The organism is Pelagibacterium montanilacus (assembly GCF_003992665.1).
GTDB lineage: Bacteria > Pseudomonadota > Alphaproteobacteria > Rhizobiales > Devosiaceae > Pelagibacterium > Pelagibacterium montanilacus.
In genome coordinates, this window is record NZ_RZMX01000025.1 from 159,445 (window position 1) to 178,762 (window position 19,318).

The window sequence follows — 19,318 nt, forward strand, 5'->3', positions numbered from 1 at the left end:
TCCGATCAGGTCCATGCGCGCATGGCCAGCCTGCCTCGGTCGTCAGCGCCTGCCCCAAGAGCCCCCTCTCCCCTTGAGGGAGAGGGGCCGGGGGTGAGGGGTCCTTCAGCGCTCCAGCCGATACGTCGCCCTGTGAAGCGATCAGAGCCGCAGAAGGCCATGAGCGCTATGCGCGAATGGCAAGACGGGGGCGAGGGAGCAAGGGCGCTGCCGCCCCCCATCCTCACCGCCCAACCCGCCTCCCCATCAAGAGCCACCGACCCCAAGCATAGACCCCTCCCCCGCCCCGCAATGATTCCCTCGGGCCATCACTTGCTCTAGCCTGAGCCGGGCATTGATTCGCCCGATGGGAACCGGTCTGCTGATGACGGCAAGAACGCAATGAGCGACGATCTCGATTCCCCGCTCGGCCGCAGGCGCCGCCGGGCCGCGCCCGGACGCGGGCCCAGGAGCTGGCCGTGGTTGCGCATGGGCCTCGCGCTTTCGCTGGTCATTGGCGTGGGCATCGCCGCGTGGGTCGCACTCGTGGACGATCCCGATGGCGGGCGCCCGGTGGCCGAGGTTGCCGTGAGCACCGGAGCCGCGCCCAACCCGCTGGCCCAGGACGTTGCGTCCGATCCCGACCTCTCTGAGGCCGAGCCCATCGATCTGCCCCCGCCCACCGGTCCGGGCGGCCCCTCGATCATTACCCTGGGGGACACCCCGCCCGCAGCCTCTGGCGCCGATGACGCCCCCGGCGCGATGGCGGACCTTGTCGAGATGACCGCCGAGGGCCCGCTGCCCCGCCGCTCGGCCAGCGGGCTCACCCCGTTCGAAGCCTATGCCCGACCCTCCATCGGCCCGGACTCGGCGGCAGGGCGCGGACTGGTCGCCGTGGTGGTGACCGGGCTCGGGATCAATCCCGAGCGCACGGGCGAGGCCATCGATACCCTCCCCGGCGCGATCACCCTGTCCTTTGCGCCCTATGGCTCGGCGCTGCAATCTCTTGCGGCCCGGGCGCGCGCCGCTGGCCACGAAATCATGCTCGAAGTGCCGCTGGAGCCTTTCGACTACCCCCAGAACGATCCGGGACCCCATACGCTCCTGGCCGATCAGCCCCCGCGCGAAAACCTCGATCGGCTGCACTGGCTGATGGGGCGCTTCGAGGGCTATACCGGGCTCATCAACCACATGGGCGCCCGCTTTACCGCCGCGGCCGCCGATTTCGGCCCGGTGATGGAAGAGCTGGGGTTGCGCGGGCTCTCCTGGCTCGATGACGGCACCTCCAACCGCTCGGTGGCCCGCCAGCTCGCCGGCCAGAACGAGGTGCCCTTCGCCCGGGTCGATCTTGTGCTCGACGCTAACCCCTCGCGCGATGCGATCCTCGCCGCTTTGCGCGATCTGGAAACCCGGGCACGCGCCCAGGGCCAGGCCATCGGCTCGGTCTCGGCGCTGCCGGTCTCGATCCAGACCATCGCCCAATGGGCAGCGGCCATCGACGACACCGATGTGGTTCTGGTACCGGTAAGCGCGCTATCTGGAACGTCCCGGGAGACCAGCATGAACCCAGCCCTGAGCCCGGAAATGGAAGCCCAGCCATGACAACCACCACCGGCACGAGCGTCACCGAAAGCGAAAAGCGCGCCAGCCTGCCCTATCGCGACTGCGTGGGCATTGCGCTCTTTAGCCGCGCCGGCGATGTGTTCGTCGCCCGCCGGATCACCGATGGGGGGCCCGACACCTCCGAGGTCGCCTCCCCCTGGCAGATGCCTCAGGGCGGCATCGACCCCGGCGAGGATCCCCTTGTCGCCGCCCGGCGCGAGCTGCTCGAGGAAACCTCGGTGCGCCAGGTTCGCCTGCTCGCCGCCGCGCCCGAGCCCATCTTCTACGATCTGCCCGATCTCGTCCTGGGGGTGGCGCTGGGCGGGCGTTATCGCGGCCAGCGCCAGCTCTGGTATGCGCTCCTCCACGAGGGTCCGGAGAGCGAGATCGACCTTGCCGTGCCGTCCCTGCCCGATTGCCGGCCCGAATTTGACGCCTGGCGCTGGGAGCGGCTCGAGGCCCTGCCCGATCTGGTCGTGAGCTTCAAGCGCGACGCCTATCGCAAGGTGGTCGAGGCTTTCCACGATCTGCCCGCGCGCATCCGGGAGGCCGAGGGCACATGAAGACGATCGGGCTGATCGGGGGCATGAGCTGGGAGTCGACCGCCCATTATTATGCCCGCATCAACCGCGAGACCGCACGGCATCTCGGGGGCCTGCATTCCGCGCCGCTTCTGGTCTCATCGCTCGATTTCGCCCCCATCGCCGCGTTGCAGACCGCCGGCGACTGGGACGAGGCCGGCACGCGCCTGGCTTGTGAGGCCAAAAGGCTCGAGGCCGCAGGCGCCGAGGTGATCGGGCTGGCCACCAACACCATGCACATCGTCGCCCCCGCCATCGAGGCGGCGCTCGGGACCGCACGCTTCGTCCACATCGCCGATCCGACCGCCACGGCGCTGGCCGAGGATGGCGCGCGGACCGTTGGGCTTTTGGGCACGCGCTTCACCATGGAAATGGACTTCTATCGCAAGCGGCTTGAGGACGCGGGTTTTGCGGTTCTGGTGCCCGGCGTCGGACACACCGAGCTCAACGCCATCATCTTCGAGGAGCTGTGCCGCGGCATCGTCACCGACCGCTCCCGCGCCCGCTATGTAGAGGCCATCGAAGGGCTCGCGGCGCGGGGGGCCGAGGCGGTGATCCTGGGCTGCACCGAGATCGCCATGCTCGTCACCGACGATGACAGCCCCCTGCCGCTCTACGACACAACCGAGCTGCACGCCGACGCCCTTGTCGCCGCCGCGCTCCCGGGGTCATAGCGCGTCGAGCACCACGCTGGCGCATATAACGCCCTCGGGCCGGTCGGTGACCGGATCGGAGACCGTCATGGCCACCTGCTGCTGCCAGGCGCCCAGGGCGTCGTTGAATTCGGGCGGACCGAAATGGATCGCACCGCGCCCCTCGGGCAGCGTTTCGAGCCACCGCGGCCGGTCCGCATGCCAGTAGATCCCGAGCGGACGTGAGGCGGCGACCGCGATCCCGATCCGGTCGAGCACGAAGATCTCGCTGAAAAGCCCGCCCGAGCGCGCTTCTGCCACCCGCAGATAATGGGAGGCCGGCCGGTCGAGAACCTTGTCCACCAGCTCCCAGCGGTCCCGCCGATAGAGTTCACGCCGCCAGGTCCCGGCCATGCGCCGGAGTTCGAGAACGTCCCGGCCGGTCATGGAAATGTTGTGCTCGGCGATCGCCGCCAGCACGATCGGCTCGCGCGCCATGGCCTTGAGCGGACGCCCCGCGACCGCCATCAAGCGCTTCCTGCCCGGCTCCGGGCTGTCGGGCCGCGCCGCAAGGGCAGGTCCGCTCGCAAGGGACGCTGTCAGCATCGCCAGAAGGGCGCGTCTGGTGGGCATGGATCGGGAACTCGGATGGATCGTCTCTGGCGGTGGGCCGGGCGAAAGACGGGTCCGCGCCGGTCCTCCATCCTGCCCGTCCCCCGGTTAAGCGCCCCGCTCGACCGTCGCCCCCATTTGCATCAAATGCGATCCGATCGCCCCACCCGCCCAGCAAAAAGGCGCCCCCAAAGGGAGCGCCTTTACGCATCTGCCCGGCCGGCCGGTGCGCTAATGGGCGACGCCGGTGCTGGTGGCTTCGAGCAGCAGGTTCTTCCACTGGTCGAGCTCGGCCTGCGCGGCCATCTTTTCGTCCACGCCCTCGGCCTTGTTGAGCGCTTCCTGCGCCGCGGTGATCCGGGCCTCGATCTCGGTGCGCCCGAATTCCGATGCGGGCCGGGCCTGCTCGGCAAGGATCGTCAGCCCGCCATTGTTCACGTCCGCGAACCCGCCGAGCACGAAGTACCGCGTCTCGGCGCCCGCGGGGTCGACCACGGTCACAAAGCCCGGACGCAGCGTGCTCATCAGCGGGGCGTGGGGCCCCATGACGGTGAAATACCCTTCGGCACCCGGCACGGTCACCGATTTCGCCTCGGCGCTGAGCACGAGGTATTCGGGCGAAACGATCTCGATTTTGACGCCGTCGGCCATGGTCTTCGTCCGTTTGTCTTGTGTGCGGGGCGCGCGGGACCGGTTCGCTCCCGCGCGCGTCGTTTATATCGGCTGGCGCCTTGCCTTATGCGGCTTCGGCGGCCAGCTTCTGGGCCTTCTTGACCGCATCGTCGATGGTGCCGACCATGTAGAACGCCTGCTCTGGCAGGTGATCGTATTCGCCGGCGACCAGCCCCTTGAACGCCTTGATGGTGTCCTCGAGCTCGACATAGATGCCGGGCGAGCCGGTGAACTGCTCGGCCACGTGGAAGGGCTGGCTCATGAAGCGCTCGATCTTGCGGGCGCGGGCCACGGTCAGCTTGTCTTCTTCCGAGAGCTCGTCCATGCCCAGGATCGCGATGATGTCCTGGAGCGACTTGTAGCGCTGGAGCACTTCCTGCACGTCGCGGGCGGTGCGGTAATGCTCCTCGCCCACGATGTTGGGGTCGAGCATACGCGAGTTGGAGTCGAGCGGATCGACGGCCGGGTAGATGCCCTTCTCGGAAATCGCGCGGTTGAGCGAGGTCGTCGCGTCAAGGTGCGCGAAGGTCGAGGCCGGCGCCGGGTCGGTGAAGTCGTCGGCCGGCACGTAGACGGCCTGCACCGAGGTGATCGACCCCTTGTTGGTGGTGGTGATGCGCTCCTGGAGCGCGCCCATGTCCGTGCCCAGCGTCGGCTGATAGCCCACGGCCGAGGGAATGCGGCCCAGGAGCGCCGACACTTCCGAACCGGCCTGGGTGAACCGGAAGATGTTGTCCACAAAGAACAAGACGTCCTGGCCCTTGTCGCGGAAATCTTCCGCGATCGACAACCCGGTCAGCGCCACGCGGGCACGGGCTCCCGGAGGCTCGTTCATCTGGCCAAAGACCAGCGCGCATTTGGACCCGGCGGTCGAGCCGTTGTTCTCGCGCGGATCCTTGTTCACGCCCGATTCGATCATCTCGTAGTAAAGGTCGTTGCCCTCACGCGTGCGCTCGCCGACCCCGGCGAACACCGAGTAACCACCGTGCGCCTTGGCGACGTTGTTGATCAGCTCCTGGATCAGAACCGTCTTGCCCACGCCCGCGCCACCGAAAAGGCCGATCTTGCCGCCACGCGCATAGGGGGCCAAGAGGTCGATCACCTTGATGCCGGTGACGAGAATTTCCGCCTGGGTCGCCTGGTCGACGAACTCGGGAGCCGGCTGGTGGATCACGCGGCGGCCCGGGGTGTTGACCGGTCCGGCCTCATCGATCGGCTCGCCGATCACGTTCATGATGCGCCCAAGGGTCTCTTCACCGACCGGCACCGAGATCGATTCGCCGGTGTCGCGCACCGCCACGCCGCGGGCCAGGCCCTCGGTGGTGTCCATCGCAATGGTGCGAACCGCGTTCTCGCCCAGGTGCTGGGCGACCTCGAGCACGAGGCGGCTGCCATTGTTGTCAGTTTCAAGCGCGTTCAGGATCGCAGGCAAGTCCCCGTCGAAGGTCACGTCCACAACCGCGCCCATGACCTGGGAGATGCGGCCGGTTTTGCTGTCTGCCATTGGTCTTTCGTCCTTACGTCTAGAGCGCTTCGGCGCCCGAAATGATTTCGATCAGTTCCTTGGTGATCTGGGCCTGGCGCTGGCGGTTGTAGCTCAGCTGAAGCTTGGTGATCATCTCGCCGGCATTGCGGGTGGCATTGTCCATGGCCGTCATCTGCGCGCCAAAGAACGAGGCGTTGTTCTCCAAAAGCGCGCGGAAGATCTGCACGGACACGCTGCGCGGCAGCAGGTCCTCGAGGATGGCCTCCTCGTCGGGCTCATATTCGTAGATCGCCGACCCCGATCTGGCGTCCGCGTCGCCTTCCGCTGCATCGAACTTGGCCGGAATGATCTGCTGGGCGGTTGGCACCTGGGAGATCACCGAGCTGAACCTGGCGTAGTAGAGCGTGGCGACGTCGAATTCGCCGGCCTCGTACATCGCCAGCACCTTTTCCCCGATCTCCTGGGCGGTGCCATAGCCGAGCGTTTTGACCTCGCGCAGCGAGATCTGCTCGATGATGTGCTTGGAAAGGCCGCGTTTCAGGATATCGGCGCCCTTCTTGCCCACGGTCAGGATCTTGACCGTCTTGCCCTCGGCCAGAAGCCGGGTGGCGTGCTCCCGGGCGAGGCGGGCGATCGAGGAGTTGAACCCGCCCGCAAGGCCGCGCTCGCCGGTGGCCACGACCAGCAGATGGGTCTGGTCCTGTCCGGTCCCCGCAAGCAGGCGCGGCGCATCGGGCCGCCCCTCATAGGCCTGGGACAGCCCGCCGAGCACCTGCCCCATGCGCTCGGCATAGGGGCGGGCGGCCACGGCGGCCTCCTGGGCCCGCCGCAGCTTTGCGGCGGCGACCATCTGCATGGCCTTGGTGATCTTCTGGGTCGATTTGACCGAGGAGATCCGGTTCTTGAGGTCTTTCAAAGAGGGCATAGGGCCTCAGCTCTTCTTCTGACGTGGGTGCACCTGGCGAAAAGTCCCGCGCCGCCGATCAGGCGGCGTAGGTCTTCTTGAACCCGTCAAGGGCAGCCTTGAGCTTCTCGCGGATCGAATCGGACAGCGCCTTTTCGGTCGCGATCGCGGTGAGCAGGTCCTGGTGCTTGGAGCGCAGCGTGCTCAGGAGCGCCTTCTCGAACGGGCCCACCTGGCGAACCGGCAGATCGTCGAGATAGCCGTTCACGCCGGCAAAGATCACCGCCACCTGCTCTTCGGTCTTGAGCGGGGAGAACTGGGGCTGCTTCAAGAGCTCGGTCAGGCGTGCGCCGCGATTGAGCAGACGCTGGGTCGCCGCATCGAGGTCCGAGCCGAACTGGGCGAAGGCCGCCATTTCGCGATACTGGCTGAGCTCGCCCTTGATCGGGCCTGCTACCTGCTTCATCGCCTTGATCTGGGCCGAACCACCCACGCGCGACACCGACAGACCCACGTTCACCGCAGGACGGATGCCCTGGAAGAACAGATTGGTCTCAAGGAAGATCTGGCCGTCGGTGATCGAGATCACGTTGGTCGGGATATAGGCCGACACGTCGTTGGCCTGGGTCTCGATGACGGGCAGCGCGGTGAGCGAACCCAGACCGTGCTCCTCGTTGAGCTTTGCGGCACGCTCGAGCAGGCGCGAATGGAGGTAAAAGACGTCGCCGGGATAGGCTTCACGTCCGGGAGGACGGCGCAGCAGAAGGCTCATCTGGCGATAGGCGACGGCCTGCTTGGACAGATCGTCATAGGCGATCACGGCGTGCATGCCGTTGTCGCGGAAATATTCGCCGATCGCGCACCCGGTGAAGGGCGCAAGGAACTGCATGGGCGCAGGGTCCGAAGCGGTCGCGGCGACCACGATCGAATATTCGAGCGCGCCATTGTCCTCGAGCATCTTGACGAACTGGGCCACCGTGGAGCGCTTCTGGCCGATGGCCACATAAACGCAGTAGAGCTTCTCACTCTCGGCGGCGCCGGCGTCGTGCGCGGGCTTCTGGTTGAGGAAGGTGTCGAGAATGACGGCGGTCTTGCCGGTCTGGCGGTCACCGATCACCAGCTCGCGCTGGCCGCGCCCGATGGGGATCATCGCGTCGATGGCCTTGATGCCGGTCGACATCGGCTCGTGAACCGATTTGCGCGGCAGGATGCCCGGCGCCTTGACGTCCACGCGGCGGCGCTCGGCGGCCTCGATCGGACCCTTGCCGTCGATCGGGTTGCCCAGCGCGTCGACCACGCGGCCGAGCAGACCCTTGCCCACGGGGGTGTCCACGATCGCGCCCGTGCGCTTGACCGTGTCGCCTTCCTTGATGTCGCGGTCGGACCCGAAAATCACGATACCGACATTGTCGGCCTCGAGGTTCAGCGCCATGCCCTTGATGCCGCCGGGAAATTCGACGAGCTCGCCGGCCTGCACGTTGTCCAGCCCGTAAACGCGCGCAATGCCGTCACCGACGCTCAGCACCTGTCCGACTTCGGAAACCTGGGCTTCCTTGCCGAAATCCCGAATCTGGTCCTTGAGGATCGCGGAGATTTCCGCAGCTTTGATGTCCATTAGCTGACCCCTTTCATGGCGATCTTCATGGCCGAGAGTTTTGTCTTGAGAGACGTGTCGATCATTTTCGAGCCGACCTGGACCACGAGGCCCCCGATCAGGCTTTCATCGACACGCGTATTGAGAGAAACGGTCTTGCCCACCTTCTCGCGCAGGACAGCGACGAGGTCGTCGCGCTGGGCATCGGTGAGCGGGGAAGCGGAAACCACCTGTGCGGTGATCTCGTTGCGGGCCACGGCAGCCAGTTCCTTGAACCGGGTGATGATGGCCGAAAGCGCGAACAAACGACCGTTCTTGGCCACGATCCGCAACGTGTTGGCCACCAGCTCGGTGGGCTGGGCCTTCTCGAGCACGGCGCCGAGCGCCTGGCGGCGGGCGTCGTTGGAGATGGCGGGGCTGCCCAGGAACCGGGCGAAATCCTCGGACGAGGAAATCAGCTCGGCGATGGAATCGAGGTCCTTTTCGGTCGCTTCGACCGCGTCGGCTTCGCTTGCCAGGTCAAACAGCGCCGAAGCGTAAGGGCGTGCGATCTGGGTCAAGAGTGAATGTGTTGCGCTCAAGCCGTTTCAACCCCGTGTTTTTCGCTGTAATCCGTGCACCCGACGGTGGGGCACACCCAAGGCATTGCGATCGCATCAAGGATGGCAGCTCCCATGCCCCTGGGAAATTGTGCGCTGGCCTTACCATGACCCACCGGACCGCGCAAGCATATGGGGGCCAAATTGGGGCGGCGGAAATGTCGCATGAATTGCCCGCTCGACGGCTCCCGCTCAGTAAAAGCTGATCGGGTCGATATCGACCTGGACCCTCAGGCTGCCCCGGGGCGGCGGCGCGGTCTCGAGCCAGAACCGGACATAGCCGGAAAGATCGAATCCCCTGGCGCTCTGGGCGAGGATCCGGATCCGGTGCCGGCCGCGCACCATGGCCACCGGCGCGTCCGCCGGCCCGAAGCGCTTGACCCCCTCGGCCATGGGCGCCGCGGCCATCAGCGCCCGGGCATAGCCAAGCGTTTCGGGGTGCTCGGCGCCCGAGACCACCAGCGCGGCAAGCCGCCCGAAAGGGGGCAGCATGCCCTGCGCACGCACCTTGAGCTCATGGGCATAAAACCCCTCCCGATCGCCGGCCACCATCGCGGTCATCACCGGATGGCCGGGATGATAGGTCTGGAGAAACGCCTTGCCCGTGCGGCTGGTCCGGCCCGCCCGCCCCGTCACCTGGGTGAGGATCTGGAAGGTCTTTTCCGCGGCGCGCGGGTCCCCGTGCGCCAGCCCCAGATCGGCGTCGATCACCCCCACGAGAGAGAGCTTTTCGAAGTGATGGCCCTTGGCCACGAGCTGGGTGCCGATCACGATGTCATACTCGCCCCGCGCGATCTCGGCCAGCCGATCCCGGATCTGGCTCATCGATCCCATGTCCGAGGAGAGCACCACGGGTCGGGCGCCGGGGAACCGGGTCGCCACCTCCTCGGCCACGCGCTCGATCCCCGGGCCCACCGCCACCAGCGCGTCGGTCGCCCCGCAGGAGCCGCAGACCTCCGGGGTGCGCTCGGTGTGCCCGCAATGATGGCACATCAGGACGCCCCGGAACCGGTGCTCGACCAGCCATGTCGAGCAGTCCGGGCACTGGTACTGGTGCCCGCAGCTCCGGCACAGCGTCATGGGCGCATAGCCCCGGCGGTTGAGAAACAGCAGCGCCTGTTCGCCCCGGTCGAGCGCATCGAACACCGCCCGCGCCAGCCTTGGGGCGATCCATTCCCCCTTTTCGGGCCCCTCGGCCCGCATGTCGAGCGCGGTGATGTCGGGCAGCGCGGCGTCCGCGAACCGGCTTTCGAGCCGCACATGGGCGTAGCGCCCGGTATCGGCATTGTTGCGCGTCTCCACCGAAGGCGTCGCCGAGGACAGGATCACCCGCGCGCCCGCCATCGAGGCCCGCACCACCGCCATGTCGCGGCCATGATAGTTCACCCTGTCGGACTGCTTGAACGCCCCGTCATGCTCCTCGTCGAGCACAAGGAGCCCCAGCTCGCGGAACGGCAGGAACAGCGCCGAGCGCGCCCCGATCACCGCCCGCACCTCCCCGGTCAGCACCCCGCGCCAGACCTTGGCGCGCTGGACCGGGGTCATCTCCGAATGCCATTCGGCGGCCCGCTGGCCGAAGCGCTTCTCGAACCGGTCGAGAAAGGTGTGGGTGAGCGCGATCTCGGGCAGGATCACCGCCACCTGCCGGCCCGCCCGCAACGCGTCCGCCACGCTCTCGAAGAACACCTCGGTCTTGCCCGACCCGGTGATCCCGTCCAGCAGCGCCACCGAGAACCCGCCTTTCGCCTCCCGGTCCCGCGCCCGGATCGCCTCGAGCGCCAGGGCCTGGTCGCCCGAGAGCGTCGCGGGCGCGAAATCGGGCTCGGGCGGCAAAACGGGCGGGGGCGCGGGCAATTCCACCCGCTCGAGCGCCCCGGATCTGACCAGCCCCTCGACCACCGCCGGGGACACCCCCGAGGCGCCCACCAGCGCGGTTTTGGCCCAGGGATAGCCGTCCTCCATCACATCGAGCACCCGCCGTCGCGCATCGGTCATCCGCTCGGGCGCAGCGCCCGCACGCCTGTAGGCCACGATCGGACGCGGCGGATCGAGCGCCTCCCGGCTGCGCAGCGCGCCGCGCAACACCATGCCCGGCTGGGCGAGCGTATAGCGCGCCACCCAGTCGATGGTCGCGCGCAATTCCTCCGAGAGCGGGGGCAGGTCGAACGCCTGGGCGATGTCCTTGAGCCGGTTGTGGGCGAAACTGTCCCTGGGCGCGCCCCACACCACCCCGAGCGTGGGCCGCGGCCCCAGCGGCACCACCACGATCGAGCCGGCGGTGACCTCCATGCCCTCGGGCACGCGATAGGAATAGGGCCCGTCCACCGCCACGGCCACCATCACCGAGACCACCGGACCTAAAGGGTCAGCCACCATCACTCCTTGATCGCTCCGCTTTTCCTGCGCCACCATAGGCGAGAAATCCGATTCGGCCAGCGCCGCCTTAGGGCCGTGCTAACCGGTCGGCCCCATGATGGCCCCATGACCGACACCGCCTTTGCCATCGACGCCCCGCTTGCCGGCCACATCGCGGACTGGCACCGCGAGCTTGCGGCCATCCGGCGGCTTTCGCCGAAAACCTGCGAGGCCTATGGCCGCGACCTCGACCAGTTCCTCGCCTTTCTCGCCGGGCATCTGGGCGGGACGGTGACCCTGCCGGCCCTCGCCGATCTGCGCGCCGCCGATATCCGCGCGTTCCTTGCGGCCCGGCGCCGCGCCTCGGCGGGCTCGCGCACGCTCGCCCGCACGCTGTCGGGGCTCAAATCCTTCTTTTCCTATCTCGAGCGCAACGGCATCCTTTCGCTGGAAGCCCTGTCGATCATCCGCACCCCCAAGATCGGGCAATCCCTGCCCAAGGCCCTCACCGCCACCGAGGCGAGCGCCACCCTCACCGCCAGCGCCGATCTCGAGGACCGCCCCTGGGTCGCGGCCCGCGACAGCGCGGTGATCGCCCTGTGCTACGGGGCCGGCCTGCGCATCGCCGAAGCGCTCGCGCTCACAGCCCGGGACCTCGACGCGACCAGCCTTCGGGTCACTGGCAAGGGCGGCAAGGTCCGGCTCGTGCCGCTCATCGCCCCGGTCCGCGACGCGATCGAAACCTATCTCAAGCTCTCGCCCTTTTCCCCCGGCCCCACCGAGCCGATCTTTCGCGGCGTGCGCGGCGGCGTTCTCAGCCCGCGGCTCATCCAGTACCGGCTCGAGGCGGTGCGCGGCGCGCTCGGCCTGCCGCCCTCGGCGACCCCCCACGCCCTGCGCCATTCCTTTGCCACCCATATCCTCGGACGCGGCGGCGATCTGCGCGCCATCCAGGAGCTTTTGGGCCACGCCTCGCTCTCGACCACCCAGATCTACACCCATGTGGACACCGACCGCCTGCTCGAAAGCTACCGCAAGGCCCATCCGCGGGGGTAACCGGAGCGTTCCCAGACAAAGCTGGATAGCTTTTTCGGTTCGGGAACGTGACCAACCAGAAACCCGGCGTTCCCAGAAAAAGCTGGATAGCTTTTTCGGTTCGGGAACGCGACCAACCAGAAGCCCGGCGTTCCCGGAAAACGCCGGGCAGCGTCTTCACTTCGGTGGCACGGCCCCGCCCCTTGCCTCCCATCATTCCCCCGGCGCCCCCGCCCATGACCGATTTGCCCGTGACGCGGCAGGATCGGAGGCGTAAAGCAACCGGACCATGTCCAGCCCCGAACTCCCCCCCGCCCCGCCTCTAGCCCCGGACCGCGATCAGATCGTGGGGCTCGCGCTCGCCGCGCTCGGGGCCGCGCTCTTTGCCACCAAGGGCATTTTCGTCAAGCTCGCGCTCGAGCAGGGCCCCGACCCGGTGACCATCCTCACCTGGCGCATGATCGTCTCGGTGCCCATCTTCGTTCTCGTGGGGCTCTGGACCGTGCGGCGCAACCGCACCCGGAGCCGCAACGGCACCGCCCGGGCGCGCGAGATTTCGGCGCGCGGTGTGCTCACCGCCGGGCTCATCGGCATCCTGGCCTATTACGTCGCCTCCTATCTCGATTTCGCCGCGCTCGCCCACATCACCGCCCAGCTCAACCGGCTGATCCTTTTGACCTACCCCTTCTTCGTGCTGGCGCTCGCGGCGATCTTTTTCGGCCGCCGGGTCTCGCGCACCGCGCTTCTGGCCGCGCTCGGCTCCTATCTCGGCATCGCGCTGATCTTCGCCCACGATCTGGCCATCGGCGGCGAGGACGTGGTGGTGGGCGCGCTGCTCGTTCTGGGCGCGGGGCTCGCCTATGCGGTCTTCCAGCTCGTCTCCAAGCGCTGGATCGACATCATGGGCGCGGCGATCTTCACCTCCATCGCCATGACGGCGGCGGGGATGGCGGTGCTCGTCCATTTCCTCGCCACCCACCCGCTCGACGCCCTCATCGTGCCCTTGCCCACTCTCGCCCTTTTTCTGGCTCTGGGCTTTTTCTCCACCGTGCTGCCCGCCTATGCGATCTCGGCGGCCATCGGGCGGATCGGCCCCGAACGCACCGCGGTCTTTGGCAACCTCTCCCCGCTGGTCACCACCGTTCTGGCCATCGTCGTGCTGGGAGAAGCCTTCACCCTCTGGCACGCGGCGGGCACCGCGCTGGTCATCGCCGGCATCGTGGTCTTCACCCGCCAGACCCGCACCGGCAAAGCGCCGAAATAGAACGAGGGGGCAGCGCCCGGACGCTGCCCCCTGTTTTCAGTCCGGCAATCGAGAGCCCGAAGGCGCCTGCTTATTCCGCCGCGTCGGCGATCACCTCGCCGGTCCCCGGCGGGAAGGCGGGATCGGTTTCCTCGCCCAGGATCAGATCGATCGCGAACTGGAGCTGGTTGTCGTCCTCGCGGTCGGCCGGCACATAGACCGAGGACCCGACCGGTTCGGCCTCCTCGTTCTCGCCCAGGATATGGCCCTCGAGCCCGGCTTCCCCGATGATCTCGTCGAACCCCTGGAATTCTTCAGGAACGTCCTGGAAGATCTCGATGTCGGGGCGAATGCCCGCGGCCTGGATCGAACGATTGTTGGGCGTATAGTAGCGCGCCGTGGTCAGGCGCATGGCTTCATTGGGGCTCAGCGGGATGATCGACTGCACCGAACCCTTGCCGAACGAGCGCGTGCCCACCAGCGTGGCGCGCGCGTGGTCCTGAAGCGCACCCGCCACGATCTCGGCCGCCGAGGCCGACCCGCCATTGATCAGGACGATGATCGGAACGTCCCCGATCAGCGCGTCCAGATCGTCGGCGCTGGCATCATAGCGCGAGGACTGGTTGGCCAGCCGGCCGCGGGTCAGAACGATGCTGCCCTGGGAGAGGAAGGCGTCGGCGACGAACTCGGCCTGATTGACCAGTCCGCCCGGATTGTTCCGCAGGTCGAGAATGATGCCGTCCGGCGCCCCCTCGCTTTCCTCCATGATCTCGCGGATCGCGAGGTCGAGCCCGGTATAGGCCTGTTCCGAGAACCGCGAGAGCCGGATCACGGGCACGTCGCGCTCATTGTTCCAGCGCACCGCAGCCACTTCGATGATGTCGCGGGTCAGGGTCATGGGAATGGGCTCGGCCACGCCCTCGCGGGCGATGACGAGGTCCACATCCGTGCCGCGCTCGCCGCGCATCAGGGTCACCGCCTCGTCGAGCGTCAGGCCCTGCACCTGCTGTCCGTCGATCTCGACAACGAGGTCGTTGGCGAGAATGCCGGCCGCCTGGGCGGGGCTTTCGTCATAGGGTGTGACGACCTTGACCAGCCCGTCTTCCATGGTCACCTCGATGCCCAGCCCGCCGAAGGTGCCCGAAGTATCCTCGCGCACGTCCGAGAAGCTCTCGGCATCAAGGAAGGTCGAATGCGGATCGAGCGAGGTCAGCATGCCCTGGATCGCCGCCCGGATCAGTTCGGCCTCGTCGGGCGCCTCGATATATTCCGCGCGGATCCGGTCGAACACCAGCCCGAACAATTCGAGCTCGCGGTAGATCTCCGCGTCCCCGCTTTCGCCCTCGCTCTCGCTCTGGGCAAGGAGCGCGCCGGGCGCGAACGCCATCATCAGTGCCACCGCGGTGGCGGCGACCCGCCGTTTCAGTCGTGCCATCAGCTCGCTCCACTTTCCTGCGCTACGGTCAGTGCGGTCCACCACCCTTGGGGGTCGATGGGAATGCCGCCTTCCCTGAGTTCAACATACAAGGCCGGGCCAGAGGCCTCGGACCGGGCTGCGATGCGGGCATCGGGCTGGCTGCCCATGGTCCCGACCGGCTCGCCCATTCTGACAAATGCGCCCCGCTCCACATCTGTACGCGCCAGACCTGCGAGAACGATCATATAGTCCTGGCCGGCATTGAGGATGGCGATTTCGCCATAATTGAGGAAGGGTCCGGTATAGACCACCCATCCATCCGCCGGCGCGACGACCTGCGCCCCCGCCTCGGTCTCGATCGAAAGCCCCTTGGAGGTGCCCCCGAACCCGTCGGCGGCGCCAAAGCTGATCAAGAGGTCCCCGGTCACCGGCGAGGTGAGGTAACCCCTTGCGGATTCGAGAGGAACTGCCGGTTCGGTGCGCGTGTCGTCGGCAAAAGCCACTGCGATCACCTCCGGGTCCAGCGCGGGTACGTCCTCGCCCGCGCTCGCGGCCCGGTTGGCGTCCCGGGCCGTGGTCACCGCCGCAATCCGGCGCTCGAGCCCCTCGATCAACTGTTCGAGAGACCGCGCCCGATCGGCCAGCGCCTGGGCCTCCGCCTCCTCGCGGATCAGATCCTCACTCAACCATTCGAGCCCCTGGGTGCGCGCCTCGATCACCGTGGCGATGCGCAGCCGCTCCTCGTTGAGCGTCAAGAGATTGGCGTTGAGGCGGTCCGCTTCGGCCAGAACTTCGCTTTTGAGGCCCCCGAGCCGTTCGAGGTCCGCGGTGACGTCCGCGGCCCGTTCCTGGAGCTGGGGCAGCACCGCGCCCAAAAGCAGCGCGGCGCGCGCCGAGCCCAGCGCGTCGCTGGGATCCACGATCAGCGCCGGTGGCGGGCTCACGGTGATGCGCTGGAGCGAGGCGAGAAGGTTGGAAATAGAGCGGTCGTGACCATCGAGCCTGAGCCGCACGCTCTCTTCGCTGGCCAGCAATTCCTCGATCCGGTCCTCGATCAGCCTGATGTCGCCATCGGCCATGTCCACCCGCTCGTCCGCTGCCCGCAATTGCAGGCCGAGCTCGGTGGCGTCGCCATCGAGCGCCAGGATTTCGGCACGGATATTGGCGATGCGGTCCTCGGTAAGCCGCATCTGGCGGGTCACATCATCGAGATCCAGGCTCGCTCCGGCATTGGCATCCTCGAACTCGGACGGGGCCAGCGCATCGAGCGCCGTCTCGGTCCCGCCTCCATCGACCGGTTCGACCGTTTCGGTCTGGGCCTGCCCGTCCTCGACCTGCCCGTCCTGGGCCGGCAGCGTCACGGACCATGCCGCCAGAAGGCAGGCAAGCCCGGCAATCGGCAACAGGCGGGGCATCAAAAGTTTGATGGGCAACAATTCCTCCGGCGAATCAACGCGCGACAGGGCGCAATCCTAACAGAGCCGGCCCGCTCAATCGCCCCGGTGATAGGGATGGCCCGATAAAATTGTCGTGGCGCGGTAAAGCTGCTCGGCGACCATGATCCGCACCATCTGGTGCGGCCAGGTCATGGGCGAAAACGACAGGACGAGATCTGCCCTCTCGCGCACCGTCTCATCGAGCCCGTCCGCACCTCCGATGATCACCACCAGATCGGACCGGCCCATGTCGCGCCATTGCCCGATCCGCTCGGCGAAATCCTCGCTGGCAAGAGACCTGCCGCGCTCGTCGAGCGCGATCACCACTGCCTTTTCTGGGAGCGCGGCGAGCAGGGCCCTGGCTTCCTCCCCCTTGCGGGCACCTGCCGAGGACGCGCGCGACTCGGCCATCTCGGTCACCGCGAATCCGGTCAGCCCGATGCCCCGCCCCTGGGCGACCGCCCGGTCGAGATACCGCGCCGCAAGGGTACGCTCGGGCCCATCCTTCATGCGCCCGACGGCACTCACTGCGATGCGCATCGCCCGATCGTCTCGATCAGTGCGCGTCGCTGCCGAAATCGGCCGCCCACATCTTCTCGATGTTGTAGAACGAACGGACTTCGGGCCTGAAGATGTGCACGATCACGTCTCCGGCGTCGACGAGCACCCAGTCGGCGGTCGGCAGACCCTCGATCCGCGGCTTGGGATGCCCGCCCTCGCGCAGCGCCTTGACCAGCTGGTCCGCGATCGCGGACACGTGCCGGTTCGAGCGCCCGGAGGTCACGACCATGTGGTCCGAGAGCGAGGATTTGCCGGTGATGTCGATCGAGAGGGTGTCTTCGGCCTTGGCGTCGTCGAGGCAGGCCGTGACGATGTCGAGCACGGGAGCAGGCTGGGCCTGCGTGCTGTCGGCGCCGCCTTGCGGGACCGACGAATTGGGCGTTGGGGCCATCAGCTGTCGGCCTCCGCCCGCGCCATCGCAATATGGGTCATCAAATCGGGCTATTGTCCTTTTCGGTTCGCGGTCGTCTTGTTGCCGGCCACTTGCCGGATCGCGTCTTGCGAACGGGCCGACCGCCGGGCCCGTTCCATGGTCTCAATATGCGTGCGCCGCGCCCGTTTGCCAAGCACCGGCGCCAGCCAATCGATCATGAGCCCGTGTCGGGAACATGACCGCCCTGTCTGCCCGGGAGAAAACGGTCAGCCCTGCCGTGCCGCTCCTACCTGCCCCTGCCGGATCGCGGTGGACGAAAGCGAGCTCATCATCCCGTGCACCAGCACCCAGGCCGGAGCCGGTGATGTGGGCAGCAGCCGTGCATCGGCCTCGGCGAGCCGGCTGTCGGCAAACCGGAGCGCCGCGCGCGCGAACGTCGCCCGGCGCGTCGATCCGGGCCGCACATAGACCGCGATCGGCATCAGGGTGAAGATGTCCTCCCAGCGCTCCCAGCGGTGGAAATTGGCGAGGCTGTCGGCCCCCATCATCCACACCAGCCGCCGCCCGGGCAAAACCGTGCGCAGATGGGCGAGCGTATCATAGGTGTAGGCGAACCCCCGCCCCGCCTCATAGCCGGTGACGTGCACCCTCGGATGGGCGACCAGCGCCCGCGCCGCCCCGACCCGCTCGGCGAGCGGGGCCAGCTCGGAATGGTCCTTGAGCGGATTGCCCGGGGTGACCAGCCACCACACCGCGTCGAGCCCCAGCCGCTTGAGGCTCTCGCGGCTGACGAGCGCATGCCCCTCATGGGGCGGATTGAAACTGCCCCCGAAGAGCCCGATCCGCATGCCGGGCGCCGAGGGCGGCAGCGCGAAGATATCGCGCTCCGGGCCGAACGATGCGCTCAAGGCCGGGTCTGCCCGGACCCACGCACCAGATATTTGAAGCTGGTGAGCTGCTCGACCCCCACGGGCCCGCGCGCATGCATCTTGCCCGTGGCGATCCCGATCTCCCCGCCGAACCCGAACTCCCCGCCATCGGCGAACTGGGTCGAGGCGTTGTGCATCAATATCGCGGAATCGATCTGGGAAAAGAACGCGGCGACGACCTCGGCATCCTCGGCGATCACCGCTTCGGTGTGGTGCGAGGAATACCGCCCGATATGGGCGATCGCCTCCTCGGCCCCCGAGACCACCCGCACCGCGATCACCGCGTCGAGATATTCGGTCTCCCAGTCCGCCTCCGTCGCCGGCTCGGCGCCGGGCCATGCCGCCTGAACCGCCGCGTCCCCGCGGATCGCGCAGCCCTTGGCCGCCAGCGCATCGAGGATCGGCCCCAGATGGGTGCCGACCGCCGCGGCGTCGACCAGCAGCGTTTCGGCCGCCCCGCAGATCCCGGTGCGCCGCATCTTGGCGTTGGCCACCAGCTCCACCGCCATCTCCAGATCGGCGCTTTTGTCGATATAGATGTGGACCAGCCCCTCGAGATGGGCAAAGACCGGCACCCGCGCCTCCTCCTGGACCCGGCCCACCAGCCCCTTGCCCCCGCGCGGCACGATGACGTCGATCGCCCCGCCCAGGCCCTTGAGCATTTCGCCCACCGCCGCCCGGTCGGTCGTGGGCACGATTCCGATCGCCGCTTCGGGCAACCCCGCTGCCCTCAATCCCTCGACCAGACACCCATGGATCGCCCGCGCCGAATGGTACGAATCCGAACCGCCCCGCAGGATCACCGCATTGCCCGCCATAAGGCACAGCGCGCCCGCATCGGCGGTCACATTGGGCCGGGATTCGAAAATCACCCCGATCACCCCCAAGGGCGTGCGCACCCGCGAGATCGAAAGCCCGTTGGGCCGGCTCCATTCGGCCATCACCGTGCCCACCGGATCGGGCAGGCCCGCCACCTCGCGCAGCGCGCCCGCGACCGAAGCCAGCCGCCCTTCGTCCAGCGTCAGCCGGTCGAGGAACGCCCCGGTCATGCCGGCCTCCTTGGCCGCCGCGACGTCCTTGCGATTGGCATCGAGGATTTCGCCCGTCCGCGCCACGATCGCATCGGCCGCCGCCAGCAGCGCCTTGGTTTTCTCCGCCGTCGTTGCCGTCGCCAGCCGATGGGAGGCGGCCCGCGCCGCCCTGCCCATCTCGGCCATCACCGCGACGACATCGGTCCCCGCCTCGCTCTTTATTGCACTCATCACCCGGGTCTCCCATTGCCCGCCTCTCTGTTTGGAGGCGCGCCAT

Annotated in this window: 18 protein-coding genes; 5 read left to right on the top strand and 13 right to left on the bottom strand. The window is 67.7% G+C overall.

From position 1 onward, the window contains the following. Window positions 1-381: 381 nt before the first annotated feature. From EO136_RS09715 to EO136_RS09725, 3 genes are read left to right on the top strand one after another with little or no spacing between them, the layout of a single operon-like run. Window positions 382-1,581, top strand: a complete 1,200-nt coding sequence (locus tag EO136_RS09715) for a divergent polysaccharide deacetylase family protein (protein WP_127144242.1) — start codon at window positions 382-384, stop codon at window positions 1,579-1,581. After that, the gene (locus EO136_RS09720) at window positions 1,578-2,144 is read left to right on the top strand and encodes an RNA pyrophosphohydrolase (protein ID WP_127144243.1); all 567 of its coding nucleotides are present in this window, start codon (window positions 1,578-1,580) and stop codon (window positions 2,142-2,144) included. Before EO136_RS09715 ends, EO136_RS09720 begins: the two co-directional genes overlap by 4 nt. After that, entirely contained in the window at window positions 2,141-2,836 is a 696-nt protein-coding gene (locus EO136_RS09725) for an aspartate/glutamate racemase family protein (protein WP_127144244.1), read from the top strand. Before EO136_RS09720 ends, EO136_RS09725 begins: the two co-directional genes overlap by 4 nt. Here the strand turns inward: EO136_RS09725 and EO136_RS09730 are convergent. The 7 genes from EO136_RS09730 to EO136_RS09760 all read right to left on the bottom strand — a co-directional run bounded on the left by EO136_RS09730 (window position 2,831) and on the right by EO136_RS09760 (window position 11,037). Beyond that, a complete protein-coding gene (locus EO136_RS09730) occupies window positions 2,831-3,427 on the bottom strand; it encodes a hypothetical protein (protein ID WP_127144245.1) in 597 nt (198 codons plus the stop codon). The two genes, EO136_RS09725 and EO136_RS09730, sit on opposite strands and share 6 nt — an antisense overlap. A gap of 210 nt (window positions 3,428-3,637) precedes the next feature. Beyond that, on the bottom strand, window positions 3,638-4,057 hold the full coding sequence (locus EO136_RS09735; RefSeq protein ID WP_127144246.1) for a F0F1 ATP synthase subunit epsilon: 420 nt from the start codon (window positions 4,055-4,057) through the stop codon (window positions 3,638-3,640). 85 nt (window positions 4,058-4,142) lie between these two features. After that, window positions 4,143-5,582, bottom strand: coding sequence for a F0F1 ATP synthase subunit beta (gene atpD, locus EO136_RS09740; protein WP_127144247.1), 1,440 nt, complete (start codon window positions 5,580-5,582; stop codon window positions 4,143-4,145). 19 nt (window positions 5,583-5,601) lie between these two features. Next, window positions 5,602-6,489, bottom strand: a complete 888-nt coding sequence (locus tag EO136_RS09745) for a F0F1 ATP synthase subunit gamma (RefSeq protein WP_127144248.1) — start codon at window positions 6,487-6,489, stop codon at window positions 5,602-5,604. Between the two features lie 58 nt (window positions 6,490-6,547). Beyond that, window positions 6,548-8,083: a F0F1 ATP synthase subunit alpha gene (gene atpA, locus EO136_RS09750; protein ID WP_127144249.1), complete on the bottom strand. Its 1,536-nt coding sequence runs from the start codon at window positions 8,081-8,083 to the stop codon at window positions 6,548-6,550. Next, window positions 8,083-8,643 (bottom strand): F0F1 ATP synthase subunit delta, encoded by a 561-nt coding sequence (locus EO136_RS09755; protein ID WP_127144250.1) that lies wholly within the window; start codon window positions 8,641-8,643, stop codon window positions 8,083-8,085. Before EO136_RS09755 ends, atpA begins: the two co-directional genes overlap by 1 nt. A gap of 210 nt (window positions 8,644-8,853) precedes the next feature. Beyond that, the gene (locus EO136_RS09760; RefSeq protein ID WP_127144292.1) at window positions 8,854-11,037 is read right to left on the bottom strand and encodes a primosomal protein N'; all 2,184 of its coding nucleotides are present in this window, start codon (window positions 11,035-11,037) and stop codon (window positions 8,854-8,856) included. 105 nt (window positions 11,038-11,142) lie between these two features. Here EO136_RS09760 and EO136_RS09765 point away from each other — a divergent pair, with 105 nt between their 5' ends. Together EO136_RS09765 and EO136_RS09770 are read left to right on the top strand one after the other, a co-directional pair. Next, complete coding sequence (locus EO136_RS09765; protein ID WP_127144251.1) at window positions 11,143-12,072, top strand: tyrosine recombinase XerC; 930 nt, start codon at window positions 11,143-11,145, stop codon at window positions 12,070-12,072. A 268-nt stretch (window positions 12,073-12,340) separates the two neighbouring features. Next, complete coding sequence (locus EO136_RS09770) at window positions 12,341-13,315, top strand: DMT family transporter (RefSeq protein WP_127144252.1); 975 nt, start codon at window positions 12,341-12,343, stop codon at window positions 13,313-13,315. 70 nt (window positions 13,316-13,385) lie between these two features. On the opposite strand, the gene EO136_RS09775 is transcribed toward EO136_RS09770, so the two are convergent. From EO136_RS09775 to EO136_RS18840, 6 genes are all read right to left on the bottom strand, one after another. Then, window positions 13,386-14,729: a S41 family peptidase gene (locus tag EO136_RS09775; protein ID WP_246018320.1), complete on the bottom strand. Its 1,344-nt coding sequence runs from the start codon at window positions 14,727-14,729 to the stop codon at window positions 13,386-13,388. After that, window positions 14,729-16,144 carry a murein hydrolase activator EnvC family protein gene (locus tag EO136_RS09780; RefSeq protein ID WP_127144253.1) on the bottom strand — a complete coding sequence of 472 codons (1,416 nt, stop codon included), beginning with the start codon at window positions 16,142-16,144 and terminating at the stop codon, window positions 14,729-14,731. Before EO136_RS09780 ends, EO136_RS09775 begins: the two co-directional genes overlap by 1 nt. Window positions 16,145-16,201: 57 nt before the next feature. Continuing rightward, on the bottom strand, window positions 16,202-16,687 hold the full coding sequence (gene rlmH / locus EO136_RS09785) for a 23S rRNA (pseudouridine(1915)-N(3))-methyltransferase RlmH (RefSeq protein WP_127144254.1): 486 nt from the start codon (window positions 16,685-16,687) through the stop codon (window positions 16,202-16,204). A gap of 16 nt (window positions 16,688-16,703) precedes the next feature. Continuing rightward, entirely contained in the window at window positions 16,704-17,099 is a 396-nt protein-coding gene (gene rsfS, locus EO136_RS09790; protein WP_127144255.1) for a ribosome silencing factor, read from the bottom strand. A gap of 248 nt (window positions 17,100-17,347) precedes the next feature. Further along, on the bottom strand, window positions 17,348-17,989 hold the full coding sequence (locus tag EO136_RS18835; RefSeq protein WP_281280377.1) for a nicotinate-nucleotide adenylyltransferase: 642 nt from the start codon (window positions 17,987-17,989) through the stop codon (window positions 17,348-17,350). Beyond that, entirely contained in the window at window positions 17,986-19,272 is a 1,287-nt protein-coding gene (locus tag EO136_RS18840; RefSeq protein WP_127144257.1) for a glutamate-5-semialdehyde dehydrogenase, read from the bottom strand. The genes EO136_RS18835 and EO136_RS18840 overlap by 4 nt, the downstream gene beginning before the upstream one ends. Window positions 19,273-19,318: the final 46 nt, after the last annotated feature.

Excerpts from the sequence above, each read along its gene's own strand:
- EO136_RS09770 (WP_127144252.1), top strand. The coding sequence starts at position 12,341 with ATGTCCAGCCCCGAACTCCCCCCCGCCCCGCCTCTAGCCCCGGACCGC.
- EO136_RS09765 (WP_127144251.1), top strand. The coding sequence starts at position 11,143 with ATGACCGACACCGCCTTTGCCATCGACGCCCCGCTTGCCGGCCACATC.
- EO136_RS18840 (WP_127144257.1), bottom strand. The coding sequence starts at position 19,272 with ATGAGTGCAATAAAGAGCGAGGCGGGGACCGATGTCGTCGCGGTGATG.
- EO136_RS09760 (WP_127144292.1), bottom strand. The coding sequence starts at position 11,037 with ATGGTGGCTGACCCTTTAGGTCCGGTGGTCTCGGTGATGGTGGCCGTG.
- EO136_RS09730 (WP_127144245.1), bottom strand. The coding sequence starts at position 3,427 with ATGCCCACCAGACGCGCCCTTCTGGCGATGCTGACAGCGTCCCTTGCG.
- EO136_RS09745 (WP_127144248.1), bottom strand. The coding sequence starts at position 6,489 with ATGCCCTCTTTGAAAGACCTCAAGAACCGGATCTCCTCGGTCAAATCG.
- EO136_RS09725 (WP_127144244.1), top strand. The coding sequence starts at position 2,141 with ATGAAGACGATCGGGCTGATCGGGGGCATGAGCTGGGAGTCGACCGCC.
- rsfS (WP_127144255.1), bottom strand. The coding sequence starts at position 17,099 with ATGGCCCCAACGCCCAATTCGTCGGTCCCGCAAGGCGGCGCCGACAGC.
- atpA (WP_127144249.1), bottom strand. The coding sequence starts at position 8,083 with ATGGACATCAAAGCTGCGGAAATCTCCGCGATCCTCAAGGACCAGATT.
- EO136_RS09720 (WP_127144243.1), top strand. The coding sequence starts at position 1,578 with ATGACAACCACCACCGGCACGAGCGTCACCGAAAGCGAAAAGCGCGCC.
- EO136_RS09775 (WP_246018320.1), bottom strand. The coding sequence starts at position 14,729 with ATGGCACGACTGAAACGGCGGGTCGCCGCCACCGCGGTGGCACTGATG.
- EO136_RS09735 (WP_127144246.1), bottom strand. The coding sequence starts at position 4,057 with ATGGCCGACGGCGTCAAAATCGAGATCGTTTCGCCCGAATACCTCGTG.
- rlmH (WP_127144254.1), bottom strand. The coding sequence starts at position 16,687 with ATGCGCATCGCAGTGAGTGCCGTCGGGCGCATGAAGGATGGGCCCGAG.
- atpD (WP_127144247.1), bottom strand. The coding sequence starts at position 5,582 with ATGGCAGACAGCAAAACCGGCCGCATCTCCCAGGTCATGGGCGCGGTT.
- EO136_RS09715 (WP_127144242.1), top strand. The coding sequence starts at position 382 with ATGAGCGACGATCTCGATTCCCCGCTCGGCCGCAGGCGCCGCCGGGCC.